At 65.3% G+C, this 15,550-nt stretch carries 15 protein-coding genes; 11 read left to right on the top strand and 4 right to left on the bottom strand.

Annotated elements, in window-relative coordinates:
* Positions 1 to 118: 118 nt before the first annotated feature.
* Both xylB and GGD66_RS20200 read right to left on the bottom strand, forming a co-directional pair.
* Positions 119 to 1,564 carry a xylulokinase gene (gene xylB / locus GGD66_RS20205; RefSeq protein WP_092256085.1) on the bottom strand — a complete coding sequence of 482 codons (1,446 nt, stop codon included), beginning with the start codon at positions 1,562 to 1,564 and terminating at the stop codon, positions 119 to 121.
* 12 nt (positions 1,565 to 1,576) lie between these two features.
* Positions 1,577 to 2,500 carry a LysR family transcriptional regulator gene (locus GGD66_RS20200; RefSeq protein ID WP_018316009.1) on the bottom strand — a complete coding sequence of 308 codons (924 nt, stop codon included), beginning with the start codon at positions 2,498 to 2,500 and terminating at the stop codon, positions 1,577 to 1,579.
* A gap of 107 nt (positions 2,501 to 2,607) precedes the next feature.
* Here GGD66_RS20200 and GGD66_RS20195 point away from each other — a divergent pair, with 107 nt between their 5' ends.
* From GGD66_RS20195 to GGD66_RS20145, 11 genes are all read left to right on the top strand, one after another.
* Positions 2,608 to 2,931, top strand: a complete 324-nt coding sequence (locus GGD66_RS20195) for a Dabb family protein (protein ID WP_038947956.1) — start codon at positions 2,608 to 2,610, stop codon at positions 2,929 to 2,931.
* Positions 2,928 to 4,007, top strand: coding sequence for a maleylacetate reductase (locus tag GGD66_RS20190; protein ID WP_179731271.1), 1,080 nt, complete (start codon positions 2,928 to 2,930; stop codon positions 4,005 to 4,007). Before GGD66_RS20195 ends, GGD66_RS20190 begins: the two co-directional genes overlap by 4 nt.
* A 2-nt stretch (positions 4,008 to 4,009) precedes the next feature.
* Positions 4,010 to 5,374 carry an amidohydrolase family protein gene (locus tag GGD66_RS20185; RefSeq protein ID WP_183258778.1) on the top strand — a complete coding sequence of 455 codons (1,365 nt, stop codon included), beginning with the start codon at positions 4,010 to 4,012 and terminating at the stop codon, positions 5,372 to 5,374.
* Positions 5,375 to 5,394: 20 nt separating this feature from the next.
* Positions 5,395 to 6,297 (top strand): NAD(P)-dependent oxidoreductase, encoded by a 903-nt coding sequence (locus GGD66_RS20180; RefSeq protein WP_183258777.1) that lies wholly within the window; start codon positions 5,395 to 5,397, stop codon positions 6,295 to 6,297.
* A 16-nt stretch (positions 6,298 to 6,313) separates the two neighbouring features.
* Positions 6,314 to 7,198, top strand: a complete 885-nt coding sequence (locus GGD66_RS20175; protein ID WP_179731276.1) for an intradiol ring-cleavage dioxygenase — start codon at positions 6,314 to 6,316, stop codon at positions 7,196 to 7,198.
* A 58-nt stretch (positions 7,199 to 7,256) separates the two neighbouring features.
* Positions 7,257 to 8,651: an FAD-linked oxidase C-terminal domain-containing protein gene (locus GGD66_RS20170; protein WP_183258776.1), complete on the top strand. Its 1,395-nt coding sequence runs from the start codon at positions 7,257 to 7,259 to the stop codon at positions 8,649 to 8,651.
* Entirely contained in the window at positions 8,648 to 10,171 is a 1,524-nt protein-coding gene (locus GGD66_RS20165; RefSeq protein ID WP_183258775.1) for a sugar ABC transporter ATP-binding protein, read from the top strand. The genes GGD66_RS20170 and GGD66_RS20165 overlap by 4 nt, the downstream gene beginning before the upstream one ends.
* Positions 10,164 to 11,114: an ABC transporter permease gene (locus GGD66_RS20160; protein ID WP_092256105.1), complete on the top strand. Its 951-nt coding sequence runs from the start codon at positions 10,164 to 10,166 to the stop codon at positions 11,112 to 11,114. The genes GGD66_RS20165 and GGD66_RS20160 overlap by 8 nt, the downstream gene beginning before the upstream one ends.
* Complete coding sequence (locus GGD66_RS20155) at positions 11,111 to 12,088, top strand: ABC transporter permease (protein ID WP_183258774.1); 978 nt, start codon at positions 11,111 to 11,113, stop codon at positions 12,086 to 12,088. The genes GGD66_RS20160 and GGD66_RS20155 overlap by 4 nt, the downstream gene beginning before the upstream one ends.
* 44 nt (positions 12,089 to 12,132) lie before the next feature.
* Complete coding sequence (locus GGD66_RS20150) at positions 12,133 to 13,107, top strand: sugar ABC transporter substrate-binding protein (protein WP_183258773.1); 975 nt, start codon at positions 12,133 to 12,135, stop codon at positions 13,105 to 13,107.
* A gap of 73 nt (positions 13,108 to 13,180) precedes the next feature.
* Positions 13,181 to 13,468, top strand: coding sequence for a YciI family protein (locus GGD66_RS20145; RefSeq protein WP_038970499.1), 288 nt, complete (start codon positions 13,181 to 13,183; stop codon positions 13,466 to 13,468).
* A 90-nt stretch (positions 13,469 to 13,558) separates the two neighbouring features.
* Here GGD66_RS20145 and GGD66_RS20140 read toward each other — a convergent pair whose 3' ends face one another.
* Both GGD66_RS20140 and GGD66_RS20135 read right to left on the bottom strand, forming a co-directional pair.
* Positions 13,559 to 14,551 carry an ABC transporter ATP-binding protein gene (locus GGD66_RS20140; RefSeq protein ID WP_028142478.1) on the bottom strand — a complete coding sequence of 331 codons (993 nt, stop codon included), beginning with the start codon at positions 14,549 to 14,551 and terminating at the stop codon, positions 13,559 to 13,561.
* Complete coding sequence (locus tag GGD66_RS20135) at positions 14,548 to 15,537, bottom strand: ABC transporter ATP-binding protein (RefSeq protein ID WP_018315996.1); 990 nt, start codon at positions 15,535 to 15,537, stop codon at positions 14,548 to 14,550. The genes GGD66_RS20140 and GGD66_RS20135 overlap by 4 nt, the downstream gene beginning before the upstream one ends.
* Positions 15,538 to 15,550 lie beyond the last annotated feature (13 nt).

Here is a 15,550-nt window from a genome sequence, read left to right as displayed (position 1 = left end):
CGCACAATGCGTTTCCCACCCGCGTCTCAATCATTCTGTCAGCGCGGCTTGCGCATTAAACAAAAGGCCGCGGCACAGGGCAATACCGAACAGGCCGGAATGTAGCATCGAGGCGATGCTAGTGGCGCGGCCGATACAGTTCGCGCCACGCGGGAAGCCGCTCGGCATAAGCATCCGTCAGCCCAGCGTCAGGTTCGAACGTCTCGATGCGTTGCGGCCGCGTGCACACGGTTTCGATTGCCTCACCCGTGACAGCAAGTCGCCCCAATCTCGCCGCACCGAACGCGGCGCCGGTCTCACCTCCGGCGAAGCGGTGGATCGGAACGTTCAGCACGTTCGCCAACACCGAGAGCCAGAAGCCGGACCGTGAACCACCGCCAATGGCATCGGCTTCCGCAATCACAATGCCAGCATCGGCGAGTGCGTCGCGGCAATCGGCGAGCGCAAACGCAACGCCCTCGAGCACCGCCTGCACGATCATCCCGCGATCGGTGCCATGGCTCAAGCCATCGAGCATGCCGCGCACGACGGAATCGTCGTGCGGCGTCCGCTCACCCGCGAGATACGGCAGGAAGCTCACGGGCGAAGGTGCCCGCGGGCGCGATCCGAGCGGTGCCAGCAATTCAGCCTCGGTAACGCCGAACACGCGCGCGGCCCAGGCAAGGCAGGAGGCAGCCGACAGGATCGCGCCGGCTTGAATCCACATGCCGGGAATGGCGTGGCAGAACGTGTGCACGACGCGGTCGGGGTTGGCGGCTATCCTGTTGGTCGGGGCCAGCAAGGCACCCGAGGTTCCCAGCGAGATGAATGCGGTTCCCGGCTCGATCGCGCCGATGCCGACGGCGCCGGCCGGATTGTCGCCGGCGCCGCCCGCGATCACCGGCTGCCGGGTCATACCCCAGCGTTCCGCGAGCTCGCTGCGCAGCGTCGTTGCAGGCGCGCATCCCTCGACCAGACGCGGCATGTGATCGCGCGACAGTCCAGTCGCGGCGAGCGCTGCGTCCGACCAGTCGCGGCGCGCGGCGTCGAGCCACAGGGATCCCGACGCATCCGAGACGTCCTCGATGGCTTCGCCTGATAGCACCAGGCGCAGGTAGGCCTTTGGCAGCAGCACCAACTTCGTCGCTGCAAAGACTTCAGGTTCGTGCCTCGCGATCCAGAGCAGTTTTGGCGCGGTGAATCCCGGCATCGCCTTGTTGCCCGTCACTGCACGCAAGGCGGGCCAGCGCTGCTCCAGGACGCGACACTCGGCGGCGGCGCGTCCGTCGTTCCAGAGGATACAAGGCCGCAGCGGTCTCAAGCTCGCATCGAGCAGCATGGCGCCATGCATTTGTCCGGACAGCCCGATGCCCTCGACCGCCGCGAGTTCTCTTCCATGCGATACCTTCAGGGCATCGAGCGTGGCGAAGGTCGCCTCGATCCATTGCGCGGGATCCTGCTCGGAATAGCCTGATTGCGGCGAGGTGATCGTCAGCGGCCGGCTCTCGCTTGCAATCACGCGCTGGGCACCGTCGACGAGAATGGTCTTGACTGCGGAGGTGCCGAGATCGATGCCGAGATACATGGATGCTTCCGCTCACTTCGCCGCGTCGATCCAGATCCCCGGCTCCGAATGCTCGCGGATGTGGCTGACCAGGAAGTCGGAAAACACCCTGATCTTGGCGGGCAGCCGGACGCGGTTTTGATAGGCGATGTTCATGGTGAGCAGCGGCAGCTCCCAGCCCATCAGGACAGGCACGAGCCGGCCGGCCGCGATATCGCTCTGCACGATGTAAAGTGGCTGGATCAGGATGCCGAGCCCCGCGCGTGCCGCACCGCAGATGATCTGGCCATCATTGCTGTCGAGCGTCGGCGCGATCCGCACCGTCTGCGTCGTGCTGCCCTGGCTGAGCCGCAGCGAATAGGGATCGTTGGCGAGATTGTAGATCAGCATGTTGTGGCGGGCGAGATCGGCAGGGTGCTCCGGCCGGCCGTGCTTCTCCAGATATGACGGGGCCGCCGCGAGCACGCGGTGCATCTGGCCGATACGGCGGACGATGATGTTGGAGTCCGGCTCGTGCTCGCGCGTGCGGATCGCGACGTCAATGCCGGCCTCGATGAAGTCCAGGTAGCGGTTTGCGCTGATGATCTGCACGCTCAGATCAGGATAGAGCGCGCGGAAGGCGGGCAGCATCGGCGCGAGATAGATCATCGCAAAGGACAGCGAGCTCGTCACGCGCAGCATGCCCTTCGGCGACAGCGCGCGGTCGGAGACGGCATCCTCGGCTTCGGCGAGCTCGTTCAACAATGTGCCGCACCGCTGCAGGAGCTCCTGCCCTGCCTCCGTCAGCCATAGGCGGCGCGTGTTGCGCTCGATCAGCCGGACTGCGAGTCGTTCCTCCAGCGCGCTGAGGTGGCGGCTGGCGGCCGCGTTCGACATCCGCAGGATTTCGGCGGCCTTGGACAGGCTGCCGAGCTCGGCGGTTTTGGAGAAGACTTCGAGTTGGAGCAGCCGGTCCATTTTTGCGAAAATAGGAAAAGAGACTTACAAATTTTGGCCTTTATTTCCGATTTCTGCAAGGCAAAATAGCGCCAACAAAGCACAATGGCAGGCGAGGAAATCAGGAAATGTCGGGCCCGATCAGGCACATCGTGATGTGGCGGCTGCGCGGGGAAAGCCCCGAGGAGCGCTCCGCCGCCCGGGTCAAGGTCAAGACCCTGTTCGAGGGCCTCAAGGGCCGGATCGACGGCCTCACCCATATCGAAGTCGGCATGGACGTCAGCGCGGTCGACTACGCCTGCGACGTGGTGCTGTTCTCGGAATTCACCGACCAGGCCGCGCTCTCGGCCTATGCCAACCATCCGGAACATCTGCGCGTGCGCGAGGCGCTTGGCGACTTGCGGATCGGGCGCTTCCAGGTCGATTATCCCATCAAAGAGACCGGCGCATGATCGGTTCGTTCACCTTTGAAAACCTGCCCTGCCGCGTCGTGTTCGGCAGCGGTACGCTTGGCTCCGCGAAGGCCGAGGTCGAGCGGCTCGGCGGCAAGCGCGCCCTGGTGCTGACGACGCCGCAGCAGGAGGCGCAAGGCAAGAGCCTTGGGTCGGCGCTCGGCCCGCTCTATGCCGGACTGTTTTCCGGGGCCACCATGCACACGCCTGTTGAGGTTACGGAGCGTGCGCTCGCGGCGATGAAGGCGTGCGAGGCCGATTGCGTCGTCTCGCTCGGCGGCGGCTCAACCACCGGCCTCGGCAAGGCGCTGGCCTTGCGCACCGGAATCAACCAGCTCTGCATCCCCACCACCTATGCCGGCTCGGAGATGACGCCGATCGTCGGCCAGACCGAGAACGGCCTGAAGACCACGGTGCGCGATGCGGCAATCCTGCCGGAGACCGTGATCTACGATGTCGATCTCACCTTGACGCTGCCGGCTAGCCTGGCCGCGACATCGGGCATCAACGCTATCGCCCATGCCGTTGAGGCCCTCTATGCGCGGGATGCCAATCCCGTGACCTCGCTGATGGCGGAAGAAGGCATCCGCGCACTGGCCCGCGCCCTGCCTGCCATCGCGGCCAAGGGCGATGACCGCGAGGCCCGCACCGAAGCACTTTATGGTGCATGGCTATGCGGCGTCTGTCTTGGTACCGTCGGCATGGCGCTGCATCACAAGCTCTGCCACACGCTCGGTGGAACCTTCGACCTGCCGCACGCCGAGACTCACACCATCGTGCTGCCGCATGCGCTCGCCTACAACGCGCCAGCCGTGCCCGACGCGATGGCACGCGTCTCGCGCGCAATCGGCGCTGCCGATGCATCGCAGGGACTTTTCGAGCTTGCGAAGCGGTTGGGTGCGAAGACGGCACTGCGCGATATCGGGATGCCCGAGGGCGGCATCGACAAGGCGGCGGATCTTGCCGTCACCAACGCCTACTGGAATCCGCGCCCGCTCGAGCGCGGCGCCATCCGCGACCTGATCGCGCGCGCCTGGGCTGGCGAGCCGCCGGCCCCAATCAAGGCGGCGGCTTGACGATGCAGCGCACCTTGATCAGATCCGCGACCGTCATCAGCATGGATGACGCGATCGGCGACCTCGGCAACGGCGACGTGCTGGTCGAGGGCAACCGCATCGTCGAGGTGCGGCCATCGATCGACGTTGCGGCCGACACCGAGGTCATCGACGGCGCAGGGCGCATCGTCATCCCCGGCCTGATCAACGCGCATATGCACACTTGGCAGACCGGCCTGCGCGGCTATGCCGCGAACTGGACGCTGCTGGAATATTTCCGCCGCATGCATGCGGGCCTTGCGACCGTGTTCCGGCCCGACGACATTTACATCGCAACCCTCGTGGGCGCGTTGAACCAGATCAATTGCGGCATCACCACGCTGGTCGACTGGTGCCACAACAATCCGACGCCTGATCATACCGACGCCGCCGTGCGCGGCCTGATCGAGAGCGGCATTCGCGCCGCGTTCTTCCATGGCTCGCCAAAACCGGAACCAAAGCCCGGCGAGCCGCATTTCTCGGAAGTGCCGCATCCGCGCCGCGAGGTCGAGCGGCTGCTGGCCGGTCCCCTCGCCGACCGCGACGGCCTCGTCACGCTCGGGCTTGCGATCCTCGGCCCGCATTATTCGACGCTCGAGGTCGCCATGCATGACTTCCGCATGGCGCGCGAGCTCAAGCTGATCGCATCGATGCATCAGGGCGGCGGTCCGGCCAAGACACCCGGCGGTTGGGAGAAGCTGATCGAAGCCGGCCTCGTCGGCACCGGCATCAACATCGTCCATGGCAACGATCTGCCCGACGATCTGCTCGATCGTCTCGTCGATCTCGGCGTCTCCTTCTCGGTGACGCCCGAGAACGAGATGATCCAGGGCCATGGCTTTCCGATCACCGGACGGTTGCTCAGGCGTGGCGTGCGACCGACCATCGGCATTGACCTCGAATCCATCCTGGCCGGCGACCTGTTCTCCGCCGCGCGCATTGCGCTCTCGATGCAGCGATCGCTCGACAATGCGGAGTCCCGCAAGACCAGCGGCACCATCCCCGCAACGACCACGATCCCGGTGCGCGAGGCGCTGCGCTGGATCACGACGGAAGGCGCCCGCATGCTCGGCCGCGAAGATCAGATCGGCTCGCTGACACCCGGGAAACTTGCCGACCTCGTCATCATCAACGCCTCCGATCTCAACCTCGTCCCGGTGCACGATCCCGTTGCGACCGTGGTGATGCAGACCAGCCTCGTGAATATCGAGGCCGTCATGATCGGCGGCGCCTGGAAGAAGCGGAACGGCCGACTGCTGGCTGAGGGGTTGGAGACGAAGAAAGAGCTGCTGGCGCAATCCGGCCGGCGGCTGGTGCAGGACATCGAACGACAGGGACGCGCCGCCTGAGGCGCCAACGGACAACAACAATGACAGACACCTCGAAAAACATCGCTTTCATCGGGATCGGCAAGATGGGCCTGCCGATGTCGGCGCTCGTCACCAAGGCCGGTTATGCCGTCACCGCGTTCGACCAGAGCGCGGCGCGGATCAACGAGGCACGCGCGCAAGGTATTGCGATTGCCGCATCGCCGGCCGACGCCGTGAGCAGCAAGGCGGCTGTCGTCACCTCCCTGCCCGACGACACCGCGTTGCGCGGCGCGCTGCTCGGCACCACCGGCGTCATCGCCGCCATGGCGCCCGGCGCGGTTTTGATCGAAACCAGCACTGTCAGTGTCGAGGCTTCCACTGAAGTTGCGGCCGCGGCACAGGCCCGCGGCATTGCCTATCTGCGCGCACCGGTCTCTGGCAATGCCAGCATCGTTCATACGGGCGCGCTGACCTGCTTCGTCTCGGGGCCGAAAGACGCCTTCGAAAACGCAAAGCCGCTGTTCGCCGCCTTCACCCGCGCGCAGACCTATCTCGGTCCGGCCGAGGAAGCCCGTTACGCGAAACTCTCGGTCAATCTGATGATCGCGGTATCGGCGGCGATGATGGCGGAGAGCCTGGCTCTGGCGCGCAAGGGCGGCATCGCCTGGCAGGACATCTTGAAGGTGCTCGACGACAGCGCGGTGGCCTCGCCGATGGTGAAGTACAAGACCGCGCCACTGCGCAACCGCGATTTCGAATCCACTTTCTCCTGCAAGCAGATGGCCAAGGATCTCGACCTGATCCTGGGAGCCGGCCACGCCGTCGGCGTGCCGTTGCAGCTCGCGGCGCAAGTGCGCGAGACCTACGGCTCGCTGGTCGCACAAGGCGACGGCGACACCGACTTCATCGCGACCGTCAAGCACCTGGAACGGCTGTCCGGGCTCGGCGAGCCCAAACTCTGATCGGCGGAAGGCACATATGCGCAATTTCAACGAGAACACGATCACCGACGCGGTGCTGGAGCGGATCAAGGACGCTGGCGATCCGCGCATCAAGCAGGTCAGCGAAGCGCTAGTGCGCCACCTTCATGCCTTCGTCCGCGAGATCCGTCCGACCCAGAAGGAATGGGAGCTCGGCATCGACTTCCTGACCCGCACCGGCCACATGTGCGACGACAAGCGCCAGGAGTTCATCCTGCTGTCGGACACGCTCGGTGTCTCCATGCTGGTCGATGCGATCAACCACCCGGTGCCGGAGGGCGCGACCGAGACAACGGTGCTCGGCCCATTCTTCGTCCAGGCCGCACCGGAAAAGGACAGCGGCGCGGATATCTCCGGTCCGATGGAGGGCGATCCGATGCTGGTCACCGGCTCGGTGTCGACCGTCGACGGAAAGCCGCTCGCAGGGGCCGTCGTCGACGTCTGGCACTCCGACGATGACGGCTATTACGACGTGCAGCAGCTCGACGCCATCGGCGATCTCGCGATGCGCGCGCGCTTCCACACCGACGCCAATGGCAGATTTCATTTCTGGTCGATCAAGCCGGCCGCCTACCCCATTCCGCATGACGGGCCGGTCGGCGAGATGCTGGAGGCGCAGGGCCGTCATCCCTGGCGGCCAGCGCATGTGCATTTCATGATTTCCGCGCCCGGCTTTGAGCAGCTCGTGACACACGTGTTTGTCGCCGGCGACCAGTATCTCGATTCGGACGTGGTGTTCGGCGTCAAGGACAGCCTGATCCGTGAATTCGCGAGGCATCCGGCCGGCCGTGCGCCTGATGGTCGCATGGTGGACAGCGAGTATTTCCATCTCAACTATGATTTCGGCCTGAAGCAGGCCGCGAGCAACGCAAGAGCCGCTTAAGCTAGAGCGGCGACGGACCAGCAAGAGTCCGGCAACAGGGAGCAGACGGGAGCTGAGGATGGGACCGCGGGTCAGCGCAAGCATATTGGCCGAGCGCCTCACGGGCATGATCGGCCCGCGCGCGAGCGTTGCGCGCGGCGTGCTCGATCAGCACGGGCAAAGCGAGTCGCATTATCGCAATTTGCCGCCCGACATCGTCGTCTTCCCTGAGACCACGCAGGAGGTCGCGGAGATCGTCAAGCTGTGCGCGAGCGCGGGCATGCCGATCGTTCCGTTCGGCGCCGGCACCTCGCTCGAAGGCAATGCGGCCTCGGTCGCAGGCGGCGTCTGCTTCGACTTCGCCCGCATGAACAAGGTGCTCGCCGTGCACGACAGCGACATGGATGTCGTGGTGCAGCCTGGCATTACCCGCAAGCAGCTCAATGCGGAGCTGCGCAACACCGGCCTGTTCTTCCCGATCGACCCCGGCGCCGACGCCTCGATCGGCGGCATGACCTCCACGCGCGCCTCCGGCACTATGGCGGTGCGCTATGGCACCATGAAGGACAATGTCATGGCGCTGGAAGTGGTGCTGGCCGATGGCCGCGTGATCCGGACCGCGAAGCGTGCGCGGAAGTCGGCCGCCGGTTATGACCTCACCCGCGTGTTCGTCGGCGCGGAGGGCACGCTCGGAATCATCACCGAGATCACGCTGAAGGTGCATCCGGTGCCGCAGGCGATCTCGGCCGCGGTCTGCAGCTTCGACACACTCCATAATGCCGTCGACACCGCGATCTCCGTGATCCAGTCCGCGATCCCCGTGGCGCGCATTGAGCTGCTCGACGACGTCATGATGCGCGGCATCAACGCCTACGCCAAGCTCGGCTATCGCGAGGCCCCCACCCTGTTCTTCGAATTCCACGGCTCCGAGATCTCCGTCGCCGAACAGGCCGAGGCCGCGCAGGCGATCGCCGCCGACAATGGCGGCCACGGCTTTGCCTGGGCCAAGGCGCCGGAAGACCGCAGCCGACTCTGGCACGCCCGTGACAACACGCTCTATGCGGGCCTGGGCCTGCGGCCCGGCGCGCGCGCCGTGATCACCGATGTCTGCGTGCCGATCTCGCGGCTGGCGGAATGCCTGACAGAGACGCGGCGCGACGCCGACGAGCACGGCTTTACCGCACCGATCGTCGGCCATGTCGGCGACGGCAATTTCCACATGCTGATCCTGATCGACCCGACAAAGCCCGAGGAGGCCGAAGGCGCCAAGGCGCTGCAGGCCCGCATGGTCGCCCGCGCCATCGCCATGGACGGAACCTGTACCGGCGAGCATGGCATCGGGCTTGGCAAGATCGATTATCTCACCGACGAGCTCGGCGAAGCCGTCGACGTGATGCGATCCATCAAGACCGCGCTCGATCCGAATGGTCTGATGAATCCCGGAAAGATCTTTTCAGGCGGAGCCAAAGTATGAGCGACGCGCTCCCGATCGAGGTCACCTCGCCGACGCCGCTGCTGGAGCTGCGCGGCATCAGCAAGGAGTTCCCCGGCGTCAAGGCGCTGGATGACGTGTCCTTTGCCGTTCACCCCGGCGAGGTCCACATGCTGCTGGGCGAGAATGGTGCCGGCAAGTCGAGCCTGATGAAGGTGCTGTGCGGCGCCTACCGCGCCGATGCCGGCGAGTTCTACTACAAGGGCGAGAAGGTCGCGATCTCCTCGACCGCCGATGCGCAGAAGCTCGGCATTGCTGTGATCTTCCAGGAATTCTCGCTCGTCCCCTATCTCGATATCGCACAGAACATCTTCCTCGGCCGCGAGCCGAAAGGCCACATCCCCGGCACCATCGACCGCCGCAAGATCCTAGGCGACGCAAAGCGCGTGCTCGACACCATCGGCTTCGACATCGATCCCTCCACCATTGTCGACAAGCTCGGCGTCGCGCAGCAGCAGATGGTCGAGATTGCCAAGGCGATCAGCCAGAACGCCCGCATCCTCGTCATGGACGAGCCGACCGCGGCGCTGTCCGACCGCGAGACCGAGCTGCTGTTCGCCTTGATCGCGCGGCTGAAGGCCGACGGCGTCTCCATCGTCTATATCTCGCACCGGATGGCCGAGGTGTTCGCGCTCGGCGATCGTATCACCGTGCTGCGCGACGGCCGGCGCATCGACGGCGTCCGGCCCGCCGACGTCACGCCCGACCAACTGGTCCGCATGATGGTCGGCCGCAACGTCGACATGACCTATCCGCGCAATTTTGCCGACAAGCCCGGCGATCTGCTGCTCGAGGTCAAGGGTCTGACCGCCTCGACCGGCATCTCCGACATCAACATCGAGGTGCGCCGGGGCGAGATCGTCGGCCTGTGCGGCCTGGTCGGCTCGGGCCGCAGCGAAGTCGCGCGCGCCATCTTCGGCGCCGATCCCGTCAGCGCCGGCGAGATCATCTTCGACGGCAAGACCATCTCCGGCGAGCCTGACCTCGCCGCCCGCCGCGGTATCGCGCTGATCCCGGAGAGCCGCAAGAGCGAGGGCCTCGCGCTGCTGCGCTCGGTGAGCGACAATCTGGTGGTCTCGGCGCTGCGAAAACTGTTCCCGAGCGGGCTTTTCGATTCCCGTGGCGCGCAACGGACGTCCGACGGCCTGATCCGGCAATTGAGGATCGCGACACCGAGTGCGCGTCAGACCGTCGGCCTGCTCTCGGGCGGCAACCAGCAGAAGGTCGTGATCGGCAAATGGCTGGCGGCCGGCTCAAAGCTCTTCATCTTCGACGAGCCGACGCGCGGCATCGACATCGGCGCCAAGTCCGAGATTTTTGCGCTGATCGACCGCCTGGTCGCGGAAGGCGCGGCGGCACTGATGATCTCGTCCGAGCAGGTCGAGATCTGCCATGTCTGCGACCGCGCCTATGTGATGCGCGAGGGGCGCATCGCCGGCCACCTGAACCGCAACGAACTGACCGAGGAAAACATCGTGCGATTGGGGATGCATCATGCGTGAGGCCGCGGTCGTTTCACAGCCCAATCCGTTGCAACGCATTCCCGGCGTTGCCATCGTCCTGGTGCTCCTGATCACGCTGTTCAGCGTGATCGCGCCCGGCTTCCTGTCGGTCGCCAACCTCTCCAACGTGCTGGTGCAGTCGACCATCCTGACAATGCTCGCGCTGCCGATGACCCTGATCATCATGACCGAGGGGCTGGACTTGTCGATGGGCGCGGTGCTGACCCTGACCTCGCTCTGTGTCGCGATCGTGTCGCTGGCCACCAAATCGATGTTGCTGGGTTTCGGCGCCGGCCTGCTGGTCGGTGCGGCCTTCGGCGTCGCCAACGGCTGGCTGGTCGCCATCCTCGGCATTCCGCCCTTCGTCGCGACGCTGGGCACGCTCGGCATGGCCCAGGGCCTGTCGCTGATCGTCAGCGACGGCCAGAGCGTGGTCGGCATCCCCCACAGCGTCCGCGACATCTATTCGGCGACACTGCTCGGCATTCCCGTGCCGATCGTGATGGCGCTCGTCACCTACGCTGCGTTTCACGGCCTGCTCTATCACACCCGCTTCGGCACCTACATCTTCGCGCTCGGCGGCAACCGCGAGGCCCTGCGCTATGCCGGCCTCTCGCCGAACAAGCTGCTGATCGCGGTCTACGCGCTCGGCGGCGCCATGGCCGGCATCGCGGGCCTGCTGATGACCGCGCGGATGAATTCCGGCCACCCCACCGCCGGCCTTGGCCTCGAATTTGATGCCATCGCCGCGGTCGCCGTCGGCGGCACCTCGTTCGAGCGCGGCAATGGCTGGCTGCTCGGTACCCTGCTCGGCGTCCTCTCCGTCGGCGTGTTGCGCAACGGGCTCAACCTGATCTCGCTGCCCTCCTCCGTGCAGGTCGCAAGCGTCGGCGTGCTCGTCATCGTCGCGCTGTTCCTCGATGGTCTCAGGAGCCGGGCATGACCGACATCACGAAAGACGCCATGATGCCGCCCCGCTCATTCCTGTCGCAGGACGCGATCCAGGTGTTCTATCGCCTGCTCGCAGCTCTCCTGATCTGCGCGGTGCTCGCCGTGCTCAGCGATTCCTTCCTCAGCCTCGGCAACATCCTCAATGTGCTGAGACAAGCGAGCCTGACCTTCTTCATCGCCTCCGGCCTGACGCTGGTGGTGCTGACGGCCGGCCTCGACCTCTCCGTCGGCGCCAATGTTGCGCTGTCGGCCTGCATCGCCGGCACTGTGATCCACAAGACCGGTTCGCCCGCACTCGGTATCCTCACCGGGCTTGCCTGCGGCGGCATCGTTGGCCTGCTCAACGGCATCATGGTCACTGCGCTGCGCATCCCCTCCTTCATCGCCACCTATGGCATGCTGTGGGTGCTGAACGGCCTCACTTACTGGTACATGGCAGGCGAGACCCTTCACGGCTTCCCCGCGGGCTTCCGCCAGATCGGTAGCGGCTATCTGTTCGGCCTGCCGATCCCGGTCTATCTGCTGCTGGTGTTCCTCGGGATCGGGACGCTGTTTGCGCAGCGCACGATCTGGGGCCAGGAGATCTATGCGATCGGCGCCAATCCGGTCGCGGCCCGCCTCTCCGGTATCCCCGTCGCGCGCCGCCTGCTGCTGGTCTACGCGGTCTCGGGCACCATGGCGGGCCTTGCATCGATCATCTTCCTGTCGCGGCTCAATTCGGCCGAGGCCGACATTGGCGAGAGCCTGACGCTGCCCGCGATCGCGGCCGTGCTGATCGGCGGCACCTCGCTGTTCGGCGGCGTCGGCACCGTGTTCGGCACCTTCATCGGCGCGCTGATCCTGACGCTGGTGCTGAACGGCATGAACCTGCTCTCGGTCAGCGCCAACTGGCAGCCGCTGGTCACCGGCATCATCGTCATTCTCGCGGTCTGGCTCGACATGAAGACCCGCCGCCGCGCGAAGTAAGTGTTTTTCGATATCCAACAAGCAAAACGAGGGATGGAGGCAATATGAGACAGAAACTGACTTACCTTGCGCTGCCGCTGCTGATGGCGGCTGCGCTCACCAGCGAGGTGCGTGCCGACGGCGAGACCATCGCCGTCTTCACCAAGAACCAGACCAACCCGTTCTTCCAGACGGTGCGCGTCGGCGCCGACAACATGGCGAAGACGCTGAACGCCAAGACGCTGCAATACATCCCGACCAAGCCGGATTCGATCCCGGAGCAGCTGAGCCAGATCGAGGATGTCGTGGTGAAGAAGCCGAGCGCGATCGTGTTCACGCCGGTCGACTACAAGGCGATGGTACCCGGGGTCGAGAAGATCAACGAAGCCAAGATCCCCGTCGTCAACATCACCGACCGTTCCGCGGGCGGCAAGTTCCTCTCCTTCGTCGGCGCCGACGATTACAGCCTTGGCCTGGAGACCGCGCGGTTCCTGCTGAAGACGCTGGGCGGCAAGGGCAACATCGTCATCATCGAGGGCGTCAAGGGTTCGCTGACCAATGTCGACCGCGTCCGCGGCTTCAACGACGCGCTGAAGGAGACCCCCGGTGCGAAGCTCCTGGCCTCTCAGCCGGGCAACTACCAGCGGCTCCAGGCGCTCCAGGTCATGGAAAATTTAATGCAGTCGAATTCGCAGATCGACGGCGTGCTGGCGGCCAACGACGCCATGGCGGTCGGTGCGATCGAGGCGCTCGACGGCGCCAACCGCAAGGCCCAGGTGATCGGCATCAATGGCACCAAGGAGGCCATCGACGCGATCAAGTCCGGCAAGCTGCTCGCGAGCGGCGATTACAACGGATTTGCGCAAGGCTGCCTCGGCACCATGATGGCGATCCGGTCCCTGCGCAATCAGCCGGTCATCGCCGAGATCGTGCTGAAGCCGACCGTCATCACCAAGGACAATTTTGGGCCTTTCGACGTGCCGCTGGAGCAGCGGACCTGCCCGACCTTCGAGGATGCCGGCAAGCTCAGCGCGAAGTAAGTCCACCCATCACGTCCGGACGGCCGCCTCTCGCGGCCGTCCCAAGAACCAAAGTCAAGAAACGGAGACCACCATGCTGTTCGCCATTCACGCCGTCGACCGCGCCGGCGCGCTGCCGACCCGGCTTGCCAATTACGACGCCCACAAGGCGTTCCTCAGCGACACCTCGCGCTTCGGCGTCAAGATCGTGATGTCGGGGCCGCTCGTCTCCGACGATGGTCAAACGATGATCGGCAGCCTGTTCCTGATCGAGGCGCCCGGCCGTGGCGACGTCGAGGCCTTCAACCGTGCCGACCCCTTTGCCGCGGCCGGCATCTGGGAAAAGGTCACGATCACGGGGTTCCTGCGCCGGCAGGGTTGAAGCCGGCCCCATCAAAAATGCGAAAACAACCCCATGCACAGTAGAATGGGGTTGTTTTTGCTGACGAATTTCCGGCGCGAATCTCACCCTTCAGCCGCTCGTCGCCACAGCTCCGTCTTCGAGATGACAGGCCACCCACTGCTCGGTCCCAACTGCGCGAAGCACCGGCTCTTCGACCCGGCAGCGATCGAAGACGAGCGGGCAGCGGGTGTGGAAGCGGCATCCCTTCGGCGGATTGATCGGGCTCGGCACGTCGCCCTTGAGGATGATGGGATTGCGCTGGGCGCCGGGCTCGGGGAGCGGCACCGCGGACAGCAGCGCTCTGGTGTAGGGATGCCTTGGCGCGGCAAAGATCTCTCGGCGCGGCGCTATCTCGACGATCTTGCCGAGATACATCACGGCCACGCGGTGGGTCATGTGCTCGACGATCGCGAGGTCGTGGCTGATGAACAGCAACGCGAGGCCGAACTCGCTCTGGAGATCCTGCAGCAAATTGACGATCTGCGCCTTGACCGAGACGTCGAGCGCCGAGACCGCCTCGTCGCACACGATCAGCTCGGGCTCGGCCGCGAGCGCGCGGGCGATGCCGATGCGCTGGCGCTGGCCGCCGGAGAACTCGTGCGGCCTGCGGTTCAGCGCCTCGCGCGGCAGGCGCACGGTGTCCATCAGAGAGGTGACGCGGACCTCGAGATCCTCGGCGGATTTGGCGAGGCCGAAATTCCGGATCGGTTCGGCCAGGATGTCGCGCACCCGCATGCGCGGATTGAGGCTGGAGAACGGGTCCTGGAACACCACCTGCACGCGCCGGCGCATCTGGCGCATCGTGCCCGGATGTGCGTCGTCGATACGCTGGCCGTCGAGGATGACCTGCCCTGCGGTGATGTCGAACAGCCGCAAAATGGCGCGCCCGACTGTCGACTTGCCGCAGCCGGACTCACCGACCAGCGACAGCGTCTCGCCGCGCGCGATCTCGAAGGAGACGCCATCGACCGCATAGACGAATTCGGACTTGCGGCCGAACAGGCCGGACTTGACCGGAAAGTGCTTCTTGAGGTCGTTGACCTGGAGCAGCGGAGGGCTCATGCCGCGACAGCTCCTTTGGCTGCGTAGTGGCAGGCGGCGACGTGACGAGGGCCTTTCTCTTCGAGCCCCGGCGCATATTGACGACAGAGATCGGTCGCAAGCGCGCAGCGGCCGGCAAAGACGCAGCCGGTGATCGGCTTTCTGAGATCGGGCACCTGCCCGGGAATTTCGGCGAGCCGTCTTGCCGTGCCCGTCAGCGACGAGCCGAGCCGCGGCACCGCACCTAATAAGCCTTGCGTATAGGGATGCCGCGGCGCGCGGAACAGTTCTGCCACCGGCGCCTCCTCGACCTTGCGGCCCGCATACATCACCATGACGCGCTCAGCGATCTCCGCGACGACGCCGAGATCGTGGGTGATCAGGATGATGGCCGCGCCGACCCGTCGCTTGAGGTCCAGCATCAGCTTCAGGATCTGCGCCTGGATCGTCACGTCGAGCGCGGTGGTCGGCTCGTCGGCAATGAGAAGCTTGGGATTGCAGGCCAGCGCAATGGCGATCATCACGCGCTGGCGCATGCCGCCGGAGAGCTGGTGCGGATATTCGCGCACGCGGCGTTTCGGCTCGGGGATGCCAACCAGCGTCAGCATCTCGATCGCGTGCGCCTCGGCGGCCTGCTTGTCCAGGCCCTGATGGATCATCAAGGTCTCGCGGATCTGCCGGCCGACGGTCAGCACCGGATTGAGGCTCGTCATCGGCTCCTGAAAGATCATCGAGATGTCGTTGCCGCGGATCGCGCGCATCTCGCGATCGGAGAGTTGCAGCAGGTCTCTCCCTGCAAAGCGGATCGCGCCTGCGATCCTGCCCGGCGGCTCCGGGATCAGCCGCATCAAGGACATCGATGTCACCGACTTGCCGCAGCCGGATTCACCGACGATGGCGAGCGTCTCGCCCTCGTTGACATGGAAGGACACCCCGTCCACCGCGCGGTTGATGCCGCCGGGGGTACGAAAGTGGGTCTGGAGGTTTTCGACTTCGAGCAGCGCCATCGCGATCAACCCC

The organism is Bradyrhizobium sp. CIR48 (genome assembly GCF_014198315.1).
Lineage (GTDB): Bacteria > Pseudomonadota > Alphaproteobacteria > Rhizobiales > Xanthobacteraceae > Bradyrhizobium.
This window is presented reverse-complemented; position numbering and strand designations above follow the sequence as displayed.